Source organism: Janthinobacterium sp. SUN128, assembly GCF_030587275.1.
Classification (GTDB): Bacteria; Pseudomonadota; Gammaproteobacteria; order Burkholderiales; family Burkholderiaceae_D; genus Janthinobacterium; species Janthinobacterium lividum.
The window spans coordinates 854,900-876,107 of record NZ_JAPWHY010000001.1; the positions used below are offsets into that span (position 1 = coordinate 854,900).

General features: G+C 63.5%; 20 protein-coding genes. 9 read left to right on the forward strand and 11 right to left on the reverse strand.

The window, feature by feature from the left end:
- From O3297_RS04025 to O3297_RS04050, 6 genes are all read right to left on the reverse strand, one after another.
- Positions 1 to 1,032: a ParB/Srx family N-terminal domain-containing protein gene (locus tag O3297_RS04025; RefSeq protein ID WP_305047823.1), complete on the reverse strand. Its 1,032-nt coding sequence runs from the start codon at positions 1,030 to 1,032 to the stop codon at positions 1 to 3.
- 112 nt (positions 1,033 to 1,144) lie between these two features.
- Entirely contained in the window at positions 1,145 to 2,380 is a 1,236-nt protein-coding gene (locus O3297_RS04030; protein WP_034777930.1) for a carbohydrate porin, read from the reverse strand.
- 90 nt (positions 2,381 to 2,470) lie between these two features.
- A complete protein-coding gene (locus O3297_RS04035) occupies positions 2,471 to 3,604 on the reverse strand; it encodes an ABC transporter ATP-binding protein (RefSeq protein ID WP_305047824.1) in 1,134 nt (377 codons plus the stop codon).
- A gap of 10 nt (positions 3,605 to 3,614) precedes the next feature.
- A complete protein-coding gene (locus O3297_RS04040) occupies positions 3,615 to 4,454 on the reverse strand; it encodes a carbohydrate ABC transporter permease (protein WP_305047825.1) in 840 nt (279 codons plus the stop codon).
- An 8-nt stretch (positions 4,455 to 4,462) separates the two neighbouring features.
- Positions 4,463 to 5,377 (reverse strand): carbohydrate ABC transporter permease, encoded by a 915-nt coding sequence (locus O3297_RS04045; RefSeq protein WP_305047826.1) that lies wholly within the window; start codon positions 5,375 to 5,377, stop codon positions 4,463 to 4,465.
- A gap of 111 nt (positions 5,378 to 5,488) precedes the next feature.
- Entirely contained in the window at positions 5,489 to 6,754 is a 1,266-nt protein-coding gene (locus O3297_RS04050; RefSeq protein WP_305047827.1) for an ABC transporter substrate-binding protein, read from the reverse strand.
- 355 nt (positions 6,755 to 7,109) lie between these two features.
- Here O3297_RS04050 and O3297_RS04055 point away from each other — a divergent pair, with 355 nt between their 5' ends.
- Genes O3297_RS04055 through O3297_RS04065 form a run of 3 tightly spaced genes read left to right on the forward strand, consistent with a single transcriptional unit; the run spans position 7,110 to position 10,582 of the window.
- Positions 7,110 to 8,438, forward strand: coding sequence for an ABC transporter substrate-binding protein (locus O3297_RS04055; protein ID WP_305047828.1), 1,329 nt, complete (start codon positions 7,110 to 7,112; stop codon positions 8,436 to 8,438).
- Complete coding sequence (locus O3297_RS04060; protein WP_034777921.1) at positions 8,413 to 9,126, forward strand: response regulator; 714 nt, start codon at positions 8,413 to 8,415, stop codon at positions 9,124 to 9,126. Before O3297_RS04055 ends, O3297_RS04060 begins: the two co-directional genes overlap by 26 nt.
- The gene (locus O3297_RS04065) at positions 9,119 to 10,582 is read left to right on the forward strand and encodes an ATP-binding protein (RefSeq protein ID WP_099387404.1); all 1,464 of its coding nucleotides are present in this window, start codon (positions 9,119 to 9,121) and stop codon (positions 10,580 to 10,582) included. The genes O3297_RS04060 and O3297_RS04065 overlap by 8 nt, the downstream gene beginning before the upstream one ends.
- A gap of 21 nt (positions 10,583 to 10,603) precedes the next feature.
- Here the strand turns inward: O3297_RS04065 and O3297_RS04070 are convergent, their stop codons facing one another.
- Entirely contained in the window at positions 10,604 to 11,254 is a 651-nt protein-coding gene (locus tag O3297_RS04070; RefSeq protein WP_305047829.1) for a TetR/AcrR family transcriptional regulator, read from the reverse strand.
- Positions 11,255 to 11,376: 122 nt separating this feature from the next.
- Between O3297_RS04070 and O3297_RS04075 the strand changes: the two genes are divergently transcribed.
- Positions 11,377 to 12,756 carry an MFS transporter gene (locus tag O3297_RS04075; protein WP_305047830.1) on the forward strand — a complete coding sequence of 460 codons (1,380 nt, stop codon included), beginning with the start codon at positions 11,377 to 11,379 and terminating at the stop codon, positions 12,754 to 12,756.
- A 3-nt stretch (positions 12,757 to 12,759) separates the two neighbouring features.
- Here O3297_RS04075 and O3297_RS04080 read toward each other — a convergent pair whose 3' ends face one another.
- Positions 12,760 to 13,977, reverse strand: a complete 1,218-nt coding sequence (locus O3297_RS04080; protein ID WP_305047831.1) for a hypothetical protein — start codon at positions 13,975 to 13,977, stop codon at positions 12,760 to 12,762.
- 240 nt (positions 13,978 to 14,217) lie between these two features.
- On the opposite strand from O3297_RS04080, the gene O3297_RS04085 reads away from it, so the two are divergent.
- Positions 14,218 to 14,592, forward strand: a complete 375-nt coding sequence (locus tag O3297_RS04085; RefSeq protein ID WP_305049597.1) for a type II toxin-antitoxin system RelE/ParE family toxin — start codon at positions 14,218 to 14,220, stop codon at positions 14,590 to 14,592.
- Positions 14,561 to 14,896, forward strand: coding sequence for a DNA-binding protein (locus O3297_RS04090; RefSeq protein ID WP_099387406.1), 336 nt, complete (start codon positions 14,561 to 14,563; stop codon positions 14,894 to 14,896). Before O3297_RS04085 ends, O3297_RS04090 begins: the two co-directional genes overlap by 32 nt.
- 13 nt (positions 14,897 to 14,909) lie before the next feature.
- Here O3297_RS04090 and O3297_RS04095 read toward each other — a convergent pair whose 3' ends face one another.
- From O3297_RS04095 to O3297_RS04105, 3 genes are read right to left on the reverse strand one after another with little or no spacing between them, the layout of a single operon-like run.
- Positions 14,910 to 15,932 (reverse strand): Gfo/Idh/MocA family oxidoreductase, encoded by a 1,023-nt coding sequence (locus O3297_RS04095; protein WP_035817889.1) that lies wholly within the window; start codon positions 15,930 to 15,932, stop codon positions 14,910 to 14,912.
- 28 nt (positions 15,933 to 15,960) lie between these two features.
- Positions 15,961 to 16,947 (reverse strand): inositol 2-dehydrogenase, encoded by a 987-nt coding sequence (gene iolG / locus O3297_RS04100; protein ID WP_305049598.1) that lies wholly within the window; start codon positions 16,945 to 16,947, stop codon positions 15,961 to 15,963.
- Entirely contained in the window at positions 16,940 to 17,806 is an 867-nt protein-coding gene (locus tag O3297_RS04105) for a MurR/RpiR family transcriptional regulator (RefSeq protein ID WP_034757651.1), read from the reverse strand. The genes iolG and O3297_RS04105 overlap by 8 nt, the downstream gene beginning before the upstream one ends.
- 247 nt (positions 17,807 to 18,053) lie before the next feature.
- On the opposite strand from O3297_RS04105, the gene O3297_RS04110 reads away from it, so the two are divergent.
- The 3 genes from O3297_RS04110 to O3297_RS04120 all read left to right on the forward strand — a co-directional run bounded on the left by O3297_RS04110 (position 18,054) and on the right by O3297_RS04120 (position 21,201).
- Positions 18,054 to 19,103, forward strand: a complete 1,050-nt coding sequence (locus O3297_RS04110) for a sugar ABC transporter substrate-binding protein (protein WP_305047832.1) — start codon at positions 18,054 to 18,056, stop codon at positions 19,101 to 19,103.
- Positions 19,104 to 19,242: 139 nt separating this feature from the next.
- The gene (locus tag O3297_RS04115) at positions 19,243 to 20,412 is read left to right on the forward strand and encodes an ABC transporter permease (RefSeq protein ID WP_034777904.1); all 1,170 of its coding nucleotides are present in this window, start codon (positions 19,243 to 19,245) and stop codon (positions 20,410 to 20,412) included.
- A 3-nt stretch (positions 20,413 to 20,415) separates the two neighbouring features.
- Positions 20,416 to 21,201 carry an ATP-binding cassette domain-containing protein gene (locus O3297_RS04120; RefSeq protein WP_034777901.1) on the forward strand — a complete coding sequence of 262 codons (786 nt, stop codon included), beginning with the start codon at positions 20,416 to 20,418 and terminating at the stop codon, positions 21,199 to 21,201.
- Positions 21,202 to 21,208 lie beyond the last annotated feature (7 nt).

Consider the following 21,208-nt stretch of genomic DNA (forward strand, 5'->3'; position numbering starts at 1 on the left):
TTACTGGCGCGGCAGCGACTTGCGGTAGCCGATGGCGTAGCCCAGCTTGCCCTTGTCTTCGGTCAGTTCGTCGAATGCTGCGTGGTCGATTTCGCGCAGCGCGCCAAGGTCCGCCGCGCGCTTGCCGCCGCTGACGATCTCCGCCGGTTGCAGCGCCACCATCGCCTGCGCGGCCAGCAGGATGGCGCTGGCATACGCGGCGGGATCAAGCAGATCGGCACGTTCCAGGTTGAGCGCCGGTTTGCGGCGCAGCCAGTCGGCCCAGTAGAATTCGAGGAATTCCGTGGCCTTGTCGGGCGGCTCGTAGCCGATCCCGCGCGTAAAGTAGACGAGCGAGCGGTACGGATCGTCGCCCAGGGCCTTCAGGCCGATGGCGGACGGCAGCTGCTGCGGCGTGATGGCCTGGTTCTGGCCGTTTTTCAGCCACACCTTGTTCTCTTCGCGCATGCGCGTCCAGAAGGCCGCTTCGCCCAGCGCGCTGAAATTGTCGCTGACCTTGACCCAGACCTTCAATCGATGATTGCGCCCGCCATCGGCATCCCGGAAAGTGGAAAACGTGTGGTGGCCATCGGTCAGGTACACGGTGCCGCGCGGGCCGATGACGACAGTCTTCATGTCGTCGGGACGGCTGCCCACGGCCGCCTTGCAGCGGTAGCCGGCCGGTGGCGCGGCCAGGGTGGCGCCGGCCACATTGGCCGTGCCGGGCAAGACGTCGCCCTGGCCATTGGCTTCGCACAGGTCGGCGAATTTCTTTGGCTTGGCGATGTCGGCGATGCGTTTTTCCTCGGCCGCATAGCGTCCCAGCTTGTAGTACACCTGGTCGTAGCCGATGGCCGGCTGGGTCGGATGCAGTTCATCGAGGCTTACCTGCAGGATGCGCGGCTGGGCGGCGCTGCCCACGACGGTGGCCATCAGCGCCTGCTGGCGCGCGCTCAGGACGGGGGCTGGCGCGATGGCGGCATCGCGGGCCCAGGCCATGCTGGCGAAAGACAGGGCCAGCGCGGCGGCGACCCGGGGAAATGCGGTGTGCATGCGACCTCCGAAGTGAGCGGTATGGCGTGCAGCATAGCGCGGCACGCGATTTTGCGCAGTCCGACAGGCGCATGCACTGCGCCATATCAAGAGGGGTAATTAAAACCAGCGCTTAGAACCACGTTTCCACCTGCAGGCCGAACGAGGTGCCGCTGGTGGCGTTGCCATACACGGGGCCCGATTCATTGGCCTTGTTGACGGCGGCCGTGGCGGCGTCGTTCCATTTGCCGTAGGTGACAAAGGCGCGCAGCTCGGGACGCGACCAGTAACCTTTGCCCGCTGTCAGGGTGGGCGCGAAGGTCAGCTTGGTCAGGCGCTGCGCGGCGCCGCCCGTGGGCGAGGTCACGCGGTCCGTGCCCAGCTCGAATTGCAGCTTGAAGTTGTCGTTGACGGCATAAACGGGGCGCACGCCCAGGGTGGTCCAGGTCGAACTGCCGCCCGTGGCGTCGGACTTGTCGCGCTGCACGATGGCGATCATTTCCGCGCTCCATTCCGGCGTCGGCTGTATCCACAGCGAATTGAAGATGCGCAGGCGCGTGACGTCGCTGCCATTGCGGATCGAACCCGTCGTGCCCATGCGGTCGCAGCACTGGCCGCCGGCGCCCGTGCCCGGCCCCACGCCGTACTGGATGCCGAAGGTGTTGGCGCCGCCCCACACTTTATCCTGCTTGTGCAGCACGGTGGCCTGCCAGCCGCTGTGCGAGGTGCTGTCCTTCTTGTCGGGCGTGATGAGGGTGGTCAGCACTTCCAGCGTGCCATCCTGGTTGATGGGGATGCCCTGGTAGACGAGATTTTGCCGGATGGCCGAGTTGCCGGGCTTGTCGTTATCCTTGAAGAAGCCATAGCTGATGCGGCCCGGTCCCAGCTTGTACTGGTCGATGCCGCCGCCCGTGCCGTTCATATTGATGTATTGCAAGTCCAGCATGTGGATGTCGGGACGCATGTAGTAGCGCTTGCCGATCCAGGCCGTGCCGCCGTTGAGCATGGCGATGTTTTTCGCTTCCACGTACATCTTCGACATGCTCAGTTCCGAATCGCTGACGGCGGAGCTGGGCGTGTAGGCGGCCACCATGATATGGCCGACGAAGCTGACGCCATTGGGCGACTTGGCCATTTCCTTCTGGTATTCGAACTCGCCATAGGTGTCGCATTCGTTGCCGAGCCGGTAGCGCATGGTGTTGCCGCCCAGGCCGTAGCAGCTTTGCGGGCCGCGGCTGTCCGAGCTCGAGCCGAGGCCGGCGCGGAAGTAGCCGTGGTATTCGCCTTCGGCATCGCTGGCGTGGGCGGCGCCGCAGGCCAGCAGCATAGTGCAGGCCAGGGCCAGCGAGGTCTTGATCGGGTGTTGCATGGAATCTCCTTGTCGTTATCAAAATGCGTGCTTGGGCACGTCGTACCGGATCGCTGCCGATCCAATCGGGGGACTGCCTGGGCGGAAAGCTCAGGCGGCCAAAATCTGTTTCGATGAAATCAGGTTGCCGGGTTCGCGCCGCGTGCGCGCCACGCCTTGCGCGTCGAACAGATGGAAGGCGCTGCTGGCGGCCGAGACCGTGAATGGCTGGCCCAGCGGCACGCGGTTGTTGCCGTCGCCGCGTATCACCAGTTCCTGGCCGTTGTCCAGTGCCAGGTAGATGAAGTTGGCTTCGCCCAGGTGTTCCACCAGGCTGACGACGCCCTGGAACTGGGCGCTGCCATCGCCGTTTTCCAGGATATGCTCGGCGCGCAGGCCGGCCGTGACGGCATCGCCCGGCAGCAAGCCGGCCGGATCGACGAGGGCCGTGATTTCCTGGCCGCTGGCCAGCGCCACGCGCACGCCATCGCCCTGCGCGGCGATGACCTTGCCCTCGAAGAAATTCATCATCGGTGCGCCGATGAAGCCGGCCACGAAGCGGTTGGCCGGCTGCTGGTACAGCTCGAGCGGCGTGCCGGCCTGCTGGATATGGCCGCCATGCATGACGACGATCTTGTCGCCCAGGGTCATCGCCTCGACCTGGTCGTGCGTCACATACACGATGGTGGCGTTCAACTGTCGATGCAGCTTGGCAATTTCCAGCCGCGTCTGCACGCGCAGGGCCGCGTCGAGGTTGGACAGCGGCTCGTCGAACAGGAACAGCTGCGGTTCGCGCACGATGGCGCGGCCGATGGCCACGCGCTGGCGCTGGCCGCCCGACAGTTCGCGCGGCAGCCGTTCCAGCAGGTGGTCGATCTTCAGGATGGCGGCCGCGTGGCGCACGCGCTGGGCGATGGCTTCCTTGCTGGCGCCGGCGATCTTCAGGCCGAACGCCATGTTGCGGTACACGCTCATGTGCGGATACAGGGCATAGCTCTGGAAGACCATGGCGATGCCCCGTTCGGCCGGCGGCAAGTCGTTGACAACCTTGCCGCCGATGGACAAGGTGCCCTGCGAAATGCTTTCCAGGCCGCACAGCATGCGCAGCAAGGTCGATTTGCCGCAGCCGGAAGGGCCTACCAGCACGACGAATTCACCGTCGCGGATGTCGAGGTCGATGCCGGCCAGCACATTGTGGCGGCCGTCGTAGGATTTGGTCAGTTGTTGCAGGCTTACATGGGCCATGGCGCACCTATTATTTGACCGCGCCGGACGTCAGGCCGCGGATCAGTTGACGAGAGAAAATGACGTACATGACGAGCACGGGAATGACGGCCAGCGACAGCGCCGCCAGTACGGAGTTCCAGTCCGTTACGTATTGGCCGATGAATTGCTGCACGCCCAGGGTGACGGTCTTGGTGCGGTCCGATGGCGCCAGGATCAGCGGGAACCACAGGTCGTTCCAGGCGGGAATCATGGTGAACACGGCCACCGTGGCGATGGCGGGGCGGATCAGGGGCAGGATCACCTGGAAGAAGATGGCGAATTCGCCCACCCCGTCGCAGCGCGCCGCATCCTTCAGCTCGCGCGGCACCTGGCGCACGAATTCGGACAGAATCATCACGGCCAGCGGCAGGCCCTGCGCCGTGTACACGAGCACCAGCGCGCTCAGGGTGTTGATCAGGTCGAGCCGCACCACCAGTTCCAGGATGGACACCGTGCCGAGGCGGATGGGGATCATGATGCCCAGCGCCAGGTACAGGGTCAGCAGGCGGTTGCCCGTAAACGTGTATTCCGACAAGGCCCAGGCCGCCATGGCGCCGAACAGCACGATCAGCAGCAGCGACAGCAGAGTGACGAACAGGCTGTTGCCGAAGTACAGCAGGAAGTCGGAATTGGCCAGCACCTTGTGAAAGCCCACGAGCGAAAAGGTGGAGGGCGTGGGCAGGGCCAGCGGATTGTCGAAGATGGCGGCCCGCGTCTTGACCGAGTTGATCAGGATCAAGACGATGGGGAACAGGGCGATGATGGTGTAGCCGGCCAGGATCGCATGCACGGCGGCGCGGCCCATGGGGCGGGTGGAAACGTTGCGCATGGTGGCCCTTACAGTTCGTAGCGTGTCAGCTTGCGCTGCACGAAAAAGAAATACACGCCCACGCCCACGAGGATCACGAGGAACATCATGGTGGCCACGGCGGCGCCCATGGTGGGGCTGCCCAGCTGGGCCTGGTAACCGAAGAAGGTGCGGTAAAAGAAGGTGCCGAGGATGTCGGTGGCGTAGTTCGGTCCCGCCAGCGCACCTTTCACGGAATACACGAGGTCGAAGGCGTTGAAATTGGCGACAAAGGTGAGGATGGTCACCAGTCCCAGGGTGGGCCAGATCAGCGGCAGCTTGATTTGCCAGAAGATGCGCATGGCGCTGGCCCCTTCCGCGTGGGCCGCCTCGATGATTTCCTCGGGCACGGCCAGCAGGGCCGCATAGATCAGCATCATGGGAATGCCGATATATTGCCAAACCGAAATGAGGGCGATGGTCAGCAGGGCCGTCGATTCCTGGCCCAGCCACGGCGCGAAGTAACTGCCGATGCCGACGCCATCCATCAGCGACTGGCCCACGCCCCACAGCGGCGACAAGATCAGCTGCCAGATGAAGCCGATGATGACGACGGACAGCAGGGTCGGCAGGAAGATCAGGGTGCGGTAGCTGCGCTCGCCCTTCAACCCCTTGAGGCTGAAGAGGGTGGCCAGCAGCAGGCCGATGGGATTTTGCAGCAGCATGTGAATGAGGAAGAACTTGCAGTTGTTCCACATCGCATTCCAGAAACTTTGCGACCATTGCGGGTCGAACAGGATGGTGGCGTAGTTGGCCAGGCCGGCAAAATGGTGCTGGCCGCTCTCATCGGTCGTGTACAGGCCGAGACGCAGGGTATCGGCCAGGGGCAGGGCGCTGAACAGCGAGTAAATGACCAGCGCCGGGGCCAGGAACACGAGCACGTGCCATGGGAAAACTTTTTTCACGGCGAAACTCCAGACGAAGAAAAGCACCGGCGGCGGGGCCGCCGGCAAAACCGTGCCACCGGCTGCCGCATCGCTTTGCTCAGGCCGGTTGCGCGGGGAGGAGGGAGGGATTTATTGCTGCTGCGGCTTGTACCACTTGGCAAAGCCGGACTGGATCTGGCGCGCCGCGTCCTTCGGCGCCAGCTTGCCGTTCAAGACCTGGGCGTTGACGTTCCACAGCTCGTTTTCCATGCTCGGTTCGCCACGGTTGAGGATTTGCGCGTTCAGGCGGATGGTCGAGGCGCAGCCGGCGCGCCAGCCGTTCATCTGCTTGGCCAGCGGGTCCTTGATGGAGATCAAATGGTTCGACAGAGAGAAGAAGCCCGTCACCTTGTTGGTGTAGATGTCGGCGAATTCCTGCGAACCGAGCCAGGCGAGGAATTTGTAGGCGTCTTCCTTGTTCTTCGACTTTTTGTTGACGCTCATGCCGATGTCCGTGTGGTCCGAGATATAGCACTTGTCGCCGGCCTTGCGCACGGGCGGGTTGAAGGCGCCCAGCTCCAGTTCCGGGTCTTGCTTGAAGTAGGCGATGTCCCAGGAGCCGGACGGGTAGATGGCGGCCTTGCCCAGCGCAAACTGGTTCTGGCTGTCGCCATAGGTTTGCGCGCTGGCCCCCTTGGACAGGTAGCTGCCCAGGCGGGCCTCGTATTCCCAGGCGGCGACGAATTGCGGGTCGGTAAATTTGGCCTTGCCGGCGATCAGCGCCTTGCGGCCTTCTTCACCCTTCCAGTAATTGGCGCCGATGCTGGTGAAGACCACCTGGTTCGCTTCCCACTGGTCGGCCGTGCCCAGCGCCAAGGGCGCATATTTGCCGCTTTTCTTGACCGTTTCCAGTACCTTGAAGAATTCCTCTTCCGTGGCGGGTGGCTGCAGTTTCAGTTCGCGGAAGATTTTTTTGTTGTACAGGAAACCATGCATGACGGAGGCGATCGGCATGCAGAAGGTGTCCTTGCCATCGTCCGTCTGCCACGCCACCTTGGCCGAGGCGGGGAAGTTATCCATGCCGGCCTTGCCGTCGAGCTTTTCCAGCTGGCCCCGCTTGTACAGGGCCAGCGAGACGTCGAACGGGCGGCAGGCCAGCAAGTCGCCTGCCGTGCCGCCGCTCAGGCGCGCGTTCAGGGTGGAATCGTATTCGGTGGGGGCCGTGGGCGAGAACTTGATCTCGATGCCAGGGTGCTTTTTCTGGAAGGCGGGAATGAGTACCGTTTCCCACAGGGTCTTGTCATCCACGCGCCAGCTTTCGATGGTGAGCGTGCCAGCTTGTGCCGTGCCGCTGGCCAGCAGCAGGGCCAGCAATGTGTTGCGCGCGGCCACGCCGCCTTTTGCATGCAGTTGCATGTCGTCTCCTTGTTGGTGTTGGTCTTGTTTTACTGCCGGTTACGCTGCAGTTGGCGGACAGTAGCATCGGAGAAAATGTGACGCCAGCACCCGGCATTGGACCGATGTATTTTTCTTATCCTGTTGATTTAAAAGGATAATTTTCAAATGCGCAGGTGCGCTTGCTTACCTTTCCTTACCGTCATCCGCTGCCGTGGCGCGCCGCGCGGGGCGTCGGGTGGCTGGCCCGGTTTATCCTCCGCGCAAGATAGGGCAACAAAAGCTCACATTTCTTTACAAATCAAGGTACTAAATTACCAACATGCTGTTTTGTAGTTGGGCTATAGTTTGTCGCGACAAGAAAAAGGGGACAGGATTGAAGACGCCACCGCGCAGCACCGCCGACCGCCATGCCGGGGCCGCCCGCCGTCGCGGCGTGGCGGCGCTGGCGCTGCTGGCCGCCCTGTTCTGCAGCGTGCCCGTGCGGGCCGAGCCGCTGCAAGTGCTGCACTGGTGGACGTCCACCGGCGAACGCCGCGCCGCCGACGTGCTGGTGGCACGCCTGGCGCAGGAAGGCGTCGAATGGCGCGACGCGGGCATTGCGGGCGGCGCCGGGGTCGGCGCGGGCAAGGTCTTGAAGAGCCGCGTGCTGGCCGGCAATTCGCCGGAAGTCATGCAGCTGATCGGCTATACCCTGGGCGAGTGGAGCGACCTGGGCTTGCTGCTGCAGCTCGACAGCGTCGCCGCCAGCAACAACTGGCGCGCGACCATGTATCCCACCGTGTGGGGATTGCTGCAAAACCTGGGCCATACGATGGGCGTGCCGGCCGGTATCCACCGCATCAATACCCTGTTTTACAACCGCAAGATCTTCCAGCGCCTGGGCCTGGCCGTGCCGCGCAGCTGGAGCGACTTCGAGCGCGTGGCCGGCAAGCTGCGCCAGGCCGGCATCACGCCGCTGGCGCAAAGCAGCGAAGCGTGGCAGGTGGCGACCTTGTTTGAAACGCTGGTGCTGGCCGAATCGGGGCCTGCGTATTACCGCGCCCTGTTTGTCGACAAGAAAGCCGAGGCGTATGCCGACCCGCGCCTGCGCCACGCCTTGCAGCGGCTGAGGTCGCTGAAGCAGTGGATGGGCACGCCGCTGCGCGAACAGGGCTGGCCCGAAATGGCGCGCCAGGTGGGCGATGGCGAGGCGGCCATGTACATCATGGGCGACTGGGCGAAGGGCGAGCTGAACGCCTGGGGCCGCGCCACGGACGAAGTGTTCGGCTGCGCCGCCGCACCGGACACGGGCGACTACCACCTGTACAGCATCGATACGCTGGCCATGTTCGCGTCCGATTACACGCACCAGGGCGCGCAGGAAAAGCTGGCGCAGGTGGTCGCTTCGCTGCCCGTGCAGCTCGAATACAGCCAGGTGAAGGGCTCGATTCCCGCCTTGCGCCAGGCCGACCTGTCGCGTTTGGACAGCTGTGCACGCGCCTCGGCGCAGGCATTCGCGCGCGGCGCCGCGTTCCAGGCGCCCAGCCTCGTGCACCGCATGGCCACCGATGAAACCAGCAAGGACGCCATCATCGCCGAAGTGCACCGCTATTTCCTGGACGAGACGATCAGCGCGGCCGACGCCCAGCGCCGTATCGGCAGCATGTTGCAGGCGCTGAATAAAAAAGGACGAGACCATGTCACGCAAAATCCTGGTCGTTGACGACGATCAAAAGACCCGCATGCTGTTGAAGGCCTACTTGGAAAAGAACCAGTACGAGGTGGGCCTGGCGCACGATGGCGCCACCTTCCTGGCCGAATTCCACCGCCACGTCGACAGCCTGTCGCTGGTGATCCTCGACGTGATGCTGCCCGACACGGATGGCTTTGCCCTGTGCAAGGTGGTGCGCGCCCGCTCGAACGTGCCCATCATCATGCTGACGGCCAGCTCCGACGAGACGGACCGGGTGGTGGGGCTGGAACTGGGCGCCGACGACTACATCGCCAAGCCCTACAGTCCACGCGAATTGCTGGCGCGCATCAAGGCCATCCACCGCCGCACGGGCATCGACGCGGCCGCGCCGCCCCGCTATTACCGCTTCGTCGGTTTCACCCTCGACACGCTGGAGCGCACGGTGACGGATGCCGATGGCGAAGCGCTGCAGCTGACGGGCCTCGATTTCCAGCTGCTGCGCTACTTTGTCGAGCATCCGGGCGATATCCTCGACCGCAGCGTGCTGTGCGAGCAGACGCGGGGGCGCGACGCGGGGCCGCTCGACCGCTCGCTCGACGTGCAGGTAAGCCGGCTGCGCTTGCGCCTGAAGGACGATGGCAAGCAGCCCATGCTGATCAAGACGGTGCGCGGCGCCGGCTATGTCTTTTCTGCCGACGTGAGCAGTGCGCATGCCTGAGCGGCGCGCGCGCCGGCTGCTCGAGCGCCTGTTGCCGCCGTCGCTGCTGGGGCGCTTGTCCGTGGTGATGGTCGCCGGCGTGCTGGCCACGCAACTGGTGGGCAACCTGATCTGGGCCACGCAGCTGCGCCGCGACTCGGCGGTGGAGGCGCGCATGGCTTCGCAGCACCTGGCCCGCAGCGCCGCCAGCACCATCCGTTTCTTCCTCAGCCTGCCGGCCAACTACCGCCCCATCCTGATCCAGCAATTTCGCGAGATGGGCGGCACGCGCTTCTTCGTCAACGTCAACCAGGGGCCGCTGGCCATCCGCGAAATCGCCCCGCACGCGCTGGCCGATACGGTGGTGGCCACAGTGGGCGCGGCGCTGAAGAACGACTTGCCGCAACTGGCCGGCTACCGCGTGGGCTTCGCCTGGCCGGGCGACCTGGTGGTGGCCGATAGCGGCGCGCACATCGGCGACTTGCCGGAAAACTGGGTGCAGCACATCTTGCTGCTGAAACCGAATCCCGCGCCCGTCCTCGTGATCCAGGCCGAGCTGGAGCCTGGCAATTGGCTGTACCTGGCGGCACTGATGCCCAACCCGTATTTCTTGCAAAGCAGTAATCCGTGGACACTGGACCGGGTATTGCTGCAAGCGTTGTCGCTGGCGGCCGTGCTGCTGCTGTCCATCCTCGTCGTACGCTGGACAACACGGCCGCTGGCGGCCTTGTCGGACGCGGCCGAAGCGTTTGGCCGTGGCGAGACGCCGCCGCCCCTGCCGCAGACGGGCAGCCGCGAGTTCGTGCAGACGGCGCGCGCCTTCAGCGGCATGCGCGAACGCATCCAGCGCTACCTGGAAGACCGCGAACGGCTGTTCGTCTCGATTTCGCACGATTTGCGCACGCCCATCACGCGCCTGAAATTGCGCACGGAATTACTCGACGACGATGTGCAGCGCAACGAATTCCACGATGACCTCGATGAGCTGGACATGATGGTCAAGGGCGCGCTGCAATGCGTGAAGGATAGCGATATCCATGAAAACGCCACCGAGGTGCGCCTGGACCCCTTGCTGCAGCGCATGGTGCGGGGGACCCAGCTGGCTGGTCATGAAGTGCATTACGCGGAGACGGGCTTGAGCGTGAAGGCCAAGCCCCTGGCCCTGAAGCGCGCCATCGGTAATCTGCTCGACAATGCCCTGTTTTACGGCAAGACGGCCCACCTGTCGGCGTGCCGCGAAGGCGTCAACGTGGTGATCCGCATCCGCGATGACGGCCCCGGCGTGGCCGAAGAGGCGTTCGCCAGCCTGTTCCAGCCCTATGTGCGCCTGGAGCATGGCCGCGAGCAAAACGCGCATGGCATGGGATTGGGGCTCGGTATCGCGCGCAGCATCATCCAGGCCCATGGCGGCGAGCTGACCTTGGCCAACCATCGCGACGGCGGCCTGGAAGCGACCATCCGCCTGCCGGCACACTGAAGTGCCGCCATGCCTGCCGCTTCAGTGCGGCGTGCCCAGCATGCGCAGGCAGGCGTCGGCCACGTCAGCGGCGAAGGCGCTGCTGTCCTGTAACTGCGCGGCGATGGCGTCGTCCGTCACGCCGTGCACGGCCGAGTAAATCATCAGGGCCGCCAGGCGCGGCTGCGGCAGGGGCCATGCGCCCGCCGCCGCGCCGCCCGCCAGGATGGCGCCGAGCTGGGCCAGGATGGCGTTCTTGTCGGGATTGTCCGCAGGGTCGATGCCGATGCTGCGCCGGTGGCTCGTGTAGACGATGTCGTGCAATTGCCAGGTGCGCAGGTAAGTGGCGACATTCGCCTGCACCCACGCGCGCAGCCGGCCTTCCCAGTCGTTGGGCATGCACAGGCCGATGGCCGCTTCCAGGCTGGCCAGGAAATGCTGCGTATAGCGTTCGGCCAGCGCCGCTAGCATCTCGTGCTTGGACGCAAAATAATGGTAGAACGTGCCTTTCGCCACGCCGGCCAGGGTGGTGATATCGCTGACGGTGGTCGCGTCAACACCCTTGTCGAGGAAAAGGCGCTCGGCGGCGGTCATCAATTCATCGAGTCGCACTTCGGCTGGTTTGGTGCGGGGGCGTGCGGGCGCGTCCGTAGCAGGGGCGGCGTCGTGCATGGCGCGGAGGAAAGTAGTCATGCGTCTAGTATAAGTGAAGCGCTGGCGCTGCCAAAGCTCACCGGTGCACACGATTGGTTTTTAATTGACCGACGGTCAGTCGATAGTTATGATGAAGGCAAACTCATACATCGGAATCACTCATGCAACGTTATCGCCGGGCGGCTCTGGTAGCCGCCGCCTACCTTGGAACCTTTCTTGCCTCGCTCGATATCAGCATCGTCAACGTGGCCTTGCCCACCTTGCAAACGGCGCTGGCGACGGATATGGCGGGCTTGCAGTGGGTGGTCAACGCCTATGCGCTGTGCCTGTCGGCCTGCATGCTGTCCGCCGGACCGCTGGGCGACCGGCATGGGCACAAGCGCATCTGGCTGCTGGGCGTGGCGCTATTTACAGTGGGCTCGCTGCTGTGTGCGCTGGCCGCCGGCCTGCCGCTGCTGCTGACGGGCCGGGCCGTGCAGGGCGTCGCGGGGGCCTTGCTGATCCCCGGCGCGATGCCGATACTGAGCCACGCGTTTCCCGACCCGCGCGAACGGGCGCACGTGATCGGCGGCTGGTCGGCTTTCAGCGCGCTGGCGCTGATCCTGGGGCCGCTGCTGGGCGGCATGCTGCTGGAGGCCACGGGCTGGCAAAGCATCTTCCTGATCAATCTGCCGCTGGGCTTGCTGGCCATGCTGCTGGGGGCCTGGGGCATCACGGAGCGCCATTATCGTGAACAGGCGGCGCTGGACCGGACGGGACAGGTACTCAGCATCGTCTGGCTCGGCGCGCTCACCTACGGCTTGATCGCGCTGGGCGAGGTGGGCGGACCGGGCGGCATGGCTGCCTGGCCATCGCTGGGGGGGGCGCTACTGGCCTTCACCGCCTTCCTGGCCGTCGAAGCGCGCGCGCCGCGCCCCCTGTTGCCGCTGCGGCTGTTTCGCGACCGGACCTTTGCGGTGATCAACCTGGCCTCGCTGGTGCTGGGGTTTGCTTGCTACAGCAGCCTGTTCTTTTTCTCGCTGTACCTGCAGCAAATCCAGGGCTGGCCGGCGGGCGCCAGCGGCTGGCGCATGTTGCCGCAGTTTGCGGCCATGGGCATCGTTTCCCTGTGCTTCGGCCGCCTCAGCCGCCACGTGTCCCTGCGGCGATTGATGCTGGCTGGCTATGTGCTGGCGGGGCTGGTGCTGCTGGCGACGGCGACCTTGGCGCCGCAGACGCCCTACGCCATCGTCGGCAGCCTGTTCGGCCTGCTGGGCCTGGCCATGGGATTGGCCGTGCCAGCCACGGGCTTGCTGGCGATGGCAGCCGTGGAAGGCGAGCGGGCCGCCATGGCATCGGCCATCATGAATGCCTTGCGCCAGGCGGGGATGACCATGGGCGTGGCCGTGCTGGGCAGCGTGATGAGTTTGCGCGCCGCCGCCCTGCTGGAGAGGGCCGGGCAGGTTGCCGCCCTGGCCGCCGGCTTTCAGCTGGCGATGCTGCTGGCAGGGCTGGCGTGCCTGGCCGTGGCCTTGCCGCTGTACTGCTTGCCGCCGAAGTAAGGCTCAGGCACGCAAGGCGCTGGGCACGCGTGGCGACGACATCAGGTCGCGGAATGCGGCCCAGTGTTCCGCGCGCGTCGCGCCCTGGCGCTCGACATAGGCTTTCGCCATGTCCTGGCCCAGGTTGTAATTGATGACGTACGCGCCCATGGCGTCGTAGAACTGCAGGCGCTGCGCGGATTTCTCGGCCGGGTACAGGCGCACGTTGACCAGCCATTCCAGTGCCTCTTCGCGGTTCAGGCTGCCTTCGAGGTACTGGCGCGCGATATCGTTGTCGGCATAGCTCAGTTTGGCCAGCAGCCCATTGAGTTGCGCATAGCGGGGCGCCAGCGCCGGATCGAGGCCGGCCAGCGGGTACAGCACCTGCTGTTCGAAAGCCAGCCGCTCTGCATCCGTGAAACTCAGTTCGATGCCGTAATTGGCCGTGCCTTCGGCAATCAGGGATTGCGGAGAATATAGCGGATAGATGCAGTATTCCATCCAGCCCTTGCCGCGCACCAGGTCGCGCTCGAGCAGCACGTTGTAGACGTGGTGGCCCGGATACGCTTCGTGGCAGCCGAGGTCGACGGCGCGGTCTATGTACACGGGCAAGTCCGTATTGATCTGGATCACGCTCTGGTAGTTGCCCTTGTACCAGTTGTAGCCGCTCCACGGCTTGTCGGTGACGAATTCCAGCACGAAATCTTCGCCTTCGGGCAGGGCGATGTGCTGCAAGGTGCGTTCGCGGCCCGCGCGGATGGCCGCATCCATGACGGCGCGTAGTTTGTCGGCGGGAATGACAAGTTGCGCGCGCAAGGCATTGACCCGATCGCTGACCGTGCCGTCGCCAGGCAGCAGGGCATCGATCTGCGCCACCAGTTCTGCATAGTACGCGCGGCTGTGATGGGGCGAGACGGCGTCGTACAGGCGCGCGCTTTCCGTATCGAAATCCAGGCGCGATCCCTGCAGCATGTCCGCCTTGGCCAGCACGGCCTGCAACTGCTTGCGCAGGTTGAGGGCGCGCAAGCAGGCGGCGTCGGTCAGCAGGGTCAGCGCCGCGTTTGCGCCATCCTTGATGCCGCTCAAACTCAGTTGCTGTTCTACCGCTTCTTGTTGCCATGCGGGCGGGCCGTAATACGCGTCGACATACGAGGCATCGTGCTGGCCCATGGCCAGGACCAGTTTCACGTAGCGTTCGGCCACGTTGGTGAGGAGGGGAGAGTGGCTGTCGTGCTGCGTCATGGCGGCATGCTTCCTGGCGGTTGAACAGGTGCTTATTGTATAGCGCATCTGCATGCAGATGCGATGTACACACGCGACATCATTTCCCTATAACAATTAGAAAAACGCATCTTGATGTAGCTCAGTGAACCCAGCATTCGCGGCCTGTGTGCGCGGGTTTGGTAGCAAGATGGGCGGCCTACTTTTTTACATGTACACGTGATTTTACCCTTGATCTTTCTTCGTTTATGGACGAATATGATGTACGAGATACGGCACTACCTGACATCATCGGGCAGGGATTTGTATACGGAATGGCTGAAGCGCCAGCGCGACAATACGGCCAGGGTAGCCATCGTGCGCCGGGTACTGCGTATGATTCCCGGCAATTTTGGCGACCACAAGTTTTGCCGCGACGGTGTGTGGGAGTTGCGCATCGATGTGGGGCCTGGCTACCGCGTGTATTACGCCATCGCTGACGGGCAGATCATTTTATTATTGTGTGGCGGAGACAAGCGCACGCAGCCGAAAGATATCGAATACGCCTGTGCCTGCTGGCATGACTGGAAGGAGAGGGAAGATGAAAGAGGATGTGAAAGAGGTCATGAGCAAACCACCAAGAGACCGCTCGCATGACGAGGCGATGGCCGAACTGTACCGCGACGATCCCGCTTTCGCCCTTGCATTGATCAACGATATTCTCGTCGATGGCGACCGCGGCGAACTGCTGGCCGTGCTGCGCCAGCTGACGCGCGCCTTTGGCGGCGTGCCCGCCGTGGCGCAGGCGGCCAAGCTCAATCCTACCCAGCTGTACCGCACCTTGTCGCCCGATGGCAATCCCTCCTTGAGCACCTTGACGGCCATCCTCGATGCCATGGGCTTGCGCCTGGCCGTGGAACCCAGGCAGCCCGAGCGTCCATTTCCCGCGCCGGCTGCCTGAATCCCCTGGCGGCTTAAAACTCCACGGGCCGTGCCTCGCGCATCGCTTGCGTCATGGCCAGGCCGATGCGCGTCGCTTCCGTCGCGTCGTGCAAGGTCAGCGACAGGGTGCGCCGGCCCAGTGCCGCATCCGTGAACTCCTGCGCTTCGATCAAAAAGGCGTCGGCGAAGCGGGCATAGAAGTCCGGCGTGCATTCATTGCGCACGCCATGCGCATCCGAAATTTCCACCCGGTTCAGGCGTGGATTGCTGCCCACAGCCAGGCGGCCGCCCGTGCCGAACACTTCCGTCAGGGTTTCGTGGCCGTGCGCCATGGTGCGCGAGGCCATGAAGCTGGCCATGCTGCCATCGGAAAATTCGACCGTCGCCAGGCCATTGTCCACGTCGCCGAACGCCTGCAAGCCCGTGTGGATGGCGTTGGTGCCGCTCGCATACACGCGTTTGGGCACGGGATTGCCCAGCAGCCAGCGCGCCAGGTCGATATCGTGCACGCTGCAATCGAGGAAGATGCCGCCGCTGGTGGGGGCGAAGCGCATGAAGGCGCCGCTGGGGTCGTTCTGGTCGCAGGTTTGCGAACGCACCAGGTAGGGCTTGCCGATCAAGCCTTGGGCAATCTTTTGCTGCGCATCATGGTAGCTGGCGTCGAAGCGGCGCACGAAGCCGATCATGATGGTCAGCTGCGGGTGGCGCGCCGCTTCCGCTTCCACCTTCAGGCAATCGGCCAGGTCCAGGGACAGCGGCTTTTCGCAAAACACGTGCTTGCCGGCGCGCAGGGCGGCGATGATCTGGTCCGCATGCAGCGAGGTGGGCGTGACGAGGAAGACGGCGTCCAGGCCCGGATGGGCCAGCAGGGCGTCGTAGTCGGCATAACCGGTGGTGATGCCGAGCGTGCTGGCTGCCCAGTCCAGTTCGGCTGGTACGGGGCTGCAGGCGGCCACGACTTCGGCATTCGGCACGCGCTGCGCCAGGTTGATGGCGTGGCGCTGGCCCAGCCGGCCCAGGCCGACGATGCCGACTTTTAATGTTGGGGATGACATGGTGTCTCCAGGTATTTTTATTATCGGTTTATAAAGTGACCACGCGCTGTTCGCGCCACGACAAGGTGGCCGCCTCGGCCAGTTCCAGTGCCTTCAAGCCATCGTGGACGGTGGTGCGCAGCGGCGTGCCGTGGGTGAGGGCGTCAAAGAAATGCGCCATTTCCTGCGCGTAGGCCACGCGATAACGTTCCAGGAAGAAGTCTTCCGGCTTGTCCACGCTGACATTCACCGAACCATAGGCCGTCACTTCCGTCGGCTTGTGGTTGCCCGCTTGCAGCATGCCGGCGCTGCCCAGCACTTCGAAGCGCTGGTCGTAGCCATAGGCGGCGCGGCGCGAGGCATTGATCTGGCACAAGCGTCCCTTGGCCGTGCGGATGGTGACGACGGCCGTGTCCAGGTCGCCCGCCTCGCCGATGGCGGGGTCGACGAGGCAGCTGCCCGTGGCGTGCACGCTGACGGCTTCATCGTCGAGTATCCAGCGGAAGATGTCGAAATCGTGGATCAGCATATCCTTGAAGATGCCGCCCGACACCTTGATGTAGCTGACCGGTGGCGGGCCCGGGTCGCGGCTGGTGACCACCAGCAATTCGGGCGTGCCGATTTCGCCCGCTTCGATGCGTGTCTTGACGGCATTGAAAGTGGGGTCGTAGCGGCGCTGGAAGCCCAGCATGCACATGACCTTGGCTTCCTTGACGGCGGCGGCGCAGGCGCGCGCGCGGGCTATGGTCAGGTCGACGGGTTTTTCGCAAAAGATGGCCTTGCCGGCGGCGGCCGAGCGCAGGATCAGGTCCGCATGCGTGTCCGTGCTGGAAGCGATGACGACGGCCTTGATGGCGGGGTCTGCCAAGGCAGCCTCGACAGTCGCGCTGCTGCCGCCATGCAGGCCGGCCAGCGCGGCGGCCGCATCCTGGTTGACGTCGACCACGTACTTGAACTGCACGCCGGGTTGGGCAGCCAGGTTGGCCGCGTGGATTTTGCCGATGCGTCCGGCGCCGAACAACGCTACTTCAATCATCATGTTCTCCTGGGGTGTGGATTTCTTCGATGTCGAGCTCTAATTTGTATGCCAGCGCGATAAACAGCGCCTGGCACAGGCAGATGGTGCTGGTCAGCGAACGGAAGGCGAAGGCGCTGCCCTCGGTGACGGTGAGCAGCGCGTCGGCGGCCCGCGCGAGCGGGGCCAGTTTGCTGTCGGTAATCACGAGGACCTTGGCGCCCTTGTCTTGCGCCGCCTTGATGCACTGCTGGGTTTCCTTGCCGTAAGGCGAGAAACTGATGGCGATCGCCACATCGCGTTCGCGCACGCTGCGCATCTGTTCGCGGTGCATGCCGCCCAGTCCGCTGATCAGGTGGACTCGCTTGTCCGTGTGTTCCAGCGCATAGGCGATGTAGGAGGCGATCGGAAAGGACCGGCGCACGCCGATCACATAGATATTTTCCGCTTTCAGCAGCAGGTTGACGGCCGCTTCCAGCTGCGCGTCGTCGAGGCCGGCCGCCAGGTCATCGAGGCCGGCGCGGCTGGCGCCGACGAATTCGCGCGTCAGGTCGCCTGCGCTGAGGGCGGCGTCGCGCGTGGAAATGAGCTTGCGGATGCGCTGCTGATAGTCGGGCGTGGCGCCGGCCTGGTCCGTGTATGCCTGGCGGAACACATCCTGCATTTCACTGAAACCCGTGTAGCCGAAGCGCTGCGCGAAGCGCACGATGGCGGATGGCTGCACGTCGCAGGCGGCAGCGATGTCGCTGATGCGCTCGAGCATCAGGCTGGCCCGGTGCTTTTCAATGTATTGGGCGATGACTTTCAGCTGGCGCGACAGATTGTCGTACTCGGCGGCAATGTGCTGCATCAGCTGTTCGATGGGGGCGGTGGCTGCCATGGTGTTTTCCTCTGTGTGTTGCTGGGCCGTAGGATTGCTGCGGCTGGTTCTGGCGAGAATTATAGGAGGGAAATCCAAAAATAGAAATGAATTTCTATTTAAATTTATTTTGAAAATTTTATTGCATTTGTCTTTTTTGTGGCCTAAGCTGTGCGCAGTGCATCGGTTCGTGTGCCGCAAGGCCAGGCCGGTGACACCCTTCATAAAAGCTCGCAACTATAAAAATTAATCCGTCTAGGAGACATTCATGCATAGCAATAAAAACAAGGGTTTGATGAAGTGCCTGGCCATCGCCAGCCTGGGCCTGAGCCTGGGTTTGAGCACGGGCGCCAGCCATGCTGCCGGCGAGAAATTCGTCATGGTCAGCCACGCGCCGGACTCCGATTCCTGGTGGAACACCATCAAGAACGCCATCAAGCAAGCCGGTGAAGACTTCAACGTATCCGTTGACTACCGCAATCCGCCGAATGGCGACCTGGCCGACATGGCGCGCCTGATCGAGCAGTCGGCCGCGCGCAACTATGACGGCTTGATCGCCGATATCGCCGACTTCAGCGTGCTGCAAAAACCGCTGGGTACGGTAGTGGCCAAGAAAATCATGCTCGTGACCATCAATTCGGGCACCATCGCGCAAAGCGAGCAGCTGAAAGCCATCATGCACGTGGGCCAGCCCGAATATGACGCGGGCCTGGGCGCCGGCAAGCGCGCCAAGGAGGCGGGCATCAAGTCGTTCGTGTGCGTGAATCACTATGCGATGAATGCCTCGTCGTTCGAGCGCTGCCGCGGTTTTGCCGATGCGCTCGGCGTCGACTTCAAATCGTCCACGCTCGACACCAATGGCGTCGACCCTGGCGTGATCGAAAGCAAGGTCAGCGCTTATCTGCGCAGCAATCCGAAGACCCAGGCCGTGCTGGCGCTGGGACCGGATTCGGCGCCGGCCGCCATGCGCGCCGTCGAGAAGCTGGGCCTGAAAGGCAAGATGTATTTCGCCAGCTTCGACTTGTCGGAAGAAATCGCCAAGGGCATCAAGGATGGCAGCATCCAGTTCGCCATCGACCAGCAGCCCTACCTGCAAGGTTACATTCCTGTCGCCGTAATGGCGATCATGAAACAGCAAAAGATCACTGACCTGGCCAAGGTCAAGGAAATCCTGATCGCCAATCCGAAATACCAGGCGCGCCTGGCGGAATACGGCCTGACGCCCATCTACGGCCCACGCCACATCAGCTCAGGCCCCGGTTTCGTGACCAAGGAAAATATCTCCAAGGTCGAAAAATACGCCGGCCAATACCGCTAATCCACACAGTCGCCACCGGGAGTTGCCCAGCGCCGCACCGCCTCCCGCGGGCGGCGCATGGGAGGAACACGCCTGGCGCCAGCGATGCTGGCAGGAAAGTAATTGGAATTGGTAACAAGTATCACTGAAAGGACATCGTATGACTGCGCTCAAATCCAGCCTGGCTAGCCCCGGCAAGTATCCTCCTCCGCCTCCCGGCGCCTCCAGCAAGCCAGTTGCCGCCGCCGACGAGCGCGTGGGCACGACCAGCTGGGTCAAACGGTTTTTTGGCCGCCCCGAATTCGCCTCGATTTCCGGTGCGGTGCTCGTGTTTGCCTTCTTCGTCATCACGGCCGGCGATTCCGGCATGTTCAATCTCGATGGCGTCGTCAACTGGATGCAAGTGGCGTCCTACCTGGGCATCATCGCCATCGGCGCCTGCCTGTTGATGATCGCCGGTGAATTCGACCTGTCGATCGGTTCCATGATCGGCTTTGCCGGCATGATGATCGCCATTCCGACGATCTATTTCCACTGGCCATTGTGGGCCGCCATCCTGTTCGCCTTTGCCGGTTCCATGGCGCTGGGCTGGCTCAACGGCTACATCGTCATCAAGACGCGCTTGCCATCGTTCATCGTTACCCTGGCGTTCCTGTTCATCCTGCGCGGCCTGACGCTGGCCCTGTCGATCATGTTTGCCAACCGCACCATCGTCAGCGGCGTGGGCGACCTGGCGGCGCAGGACTGGCTGGCCAGCCTGCTGTTCCACGGCAATGTGGCGACGGGCCTGTTCCAGTGGATGGGCGCGCATGGCTGGATCGCCGTGCTCGACGACGGCTCGCCGCTGGTGAAGGGCATTCCGAAAGTCATCGCCTGGTGGCTGGTGCTGGCTGCCGGCGCCGCATTCGTGTTGTCGCGTACCCGCTTCGGCAACTGGATGTTTGCCGTGGGCGGCGACGCCAACGCGGCCAAGAACGTGGGCGTGCCGGTGCGCAAGGTCAAGATCTCGCTGTTCGTCTTCACGGCCTTCTGTGCCTGCCTGTTTGCCACCTTGCAAGTATGCGACGTGGGTTCGGCCGCCGCCGACCGCGGCATGCAAAAGGAATTTGAAGCCATCATCGCGGCCGTGATCGGCGGCGCCTTGCTGACGGGCGGCTACGGTTCCGTTGTTGGCGCCTGCTTCGGCGCGCTGATCTTCGGGGTGGTGCAGATCGGCATCACTTATACCAACATCAATTCGGACTGGTTCCGCGTGTTCCTCGGCGTGATGCTGCTGATCGCGGTGCTGTTCAATAACTTTGTACGCTCACGCGTCACGGAAGCGAGATAAATCATGAGCGAGCATATTCTTGCACTGGAAAATGTCAGCAAGCGTTTCGGCTCCGTGCTGGCCCTGCAAAACATCACCATGCGCTTGCGCGAGGGGGAGGTTCATTGTTTGCTGGGCGACAACGGCGCCGGCAAGTCGACTTTGATCAAGACCCTGGCCGGTGTGCACAAACCCACCGATGGCCAATACCTGGTCGATGGCAAGCCCGTCGTCTTCAATTCGCCCAGCGAAGCGCTGGACATGGGCGTGGCCACCGTCTACCAGGACCTGGCGCTGGTGCCGCTGCTGTCCGTGGCGCGCAATTTCTTCATGGGCCGCGAGCCGATGAAAAAGCTGCTGGGCCTGGTGCCCGTGATGGATATCGACTATGCGGCCGACACGGCGCGCGACAAGCTGGCCGAGATGGGCATCATGGTGCGCGACCCGCACCAGGCCATCGGCACCATGTCGGGCGGCGAAAAGCAGTGCCTGGCCATCGCCCGCGCCATCCATTTCGGCGCCCGCGTGCTGATCCTCGACGAGCCGACGGCGGCCCTGGGCGTCAAGCAATCGTTCAATGTATTGAAACTGATTTACAAGGCGCGCGAGCGGGGCATTTCCGTGATCTTTATTACGCATAATGTGCACCATGCGTATCCGGTCGGCGATTCGTTCACTTTATTGAACCGGGGCAAGTCGCTGGGCACCTTCACCAAGGATACGGTGACCAAGGATGCCTTGCTGGACATGATGGCGGGCGGTGCGGAAATGCAAACGCTGATGAGTGAACTCGACGGTGTCACGATTTAAGGATAGC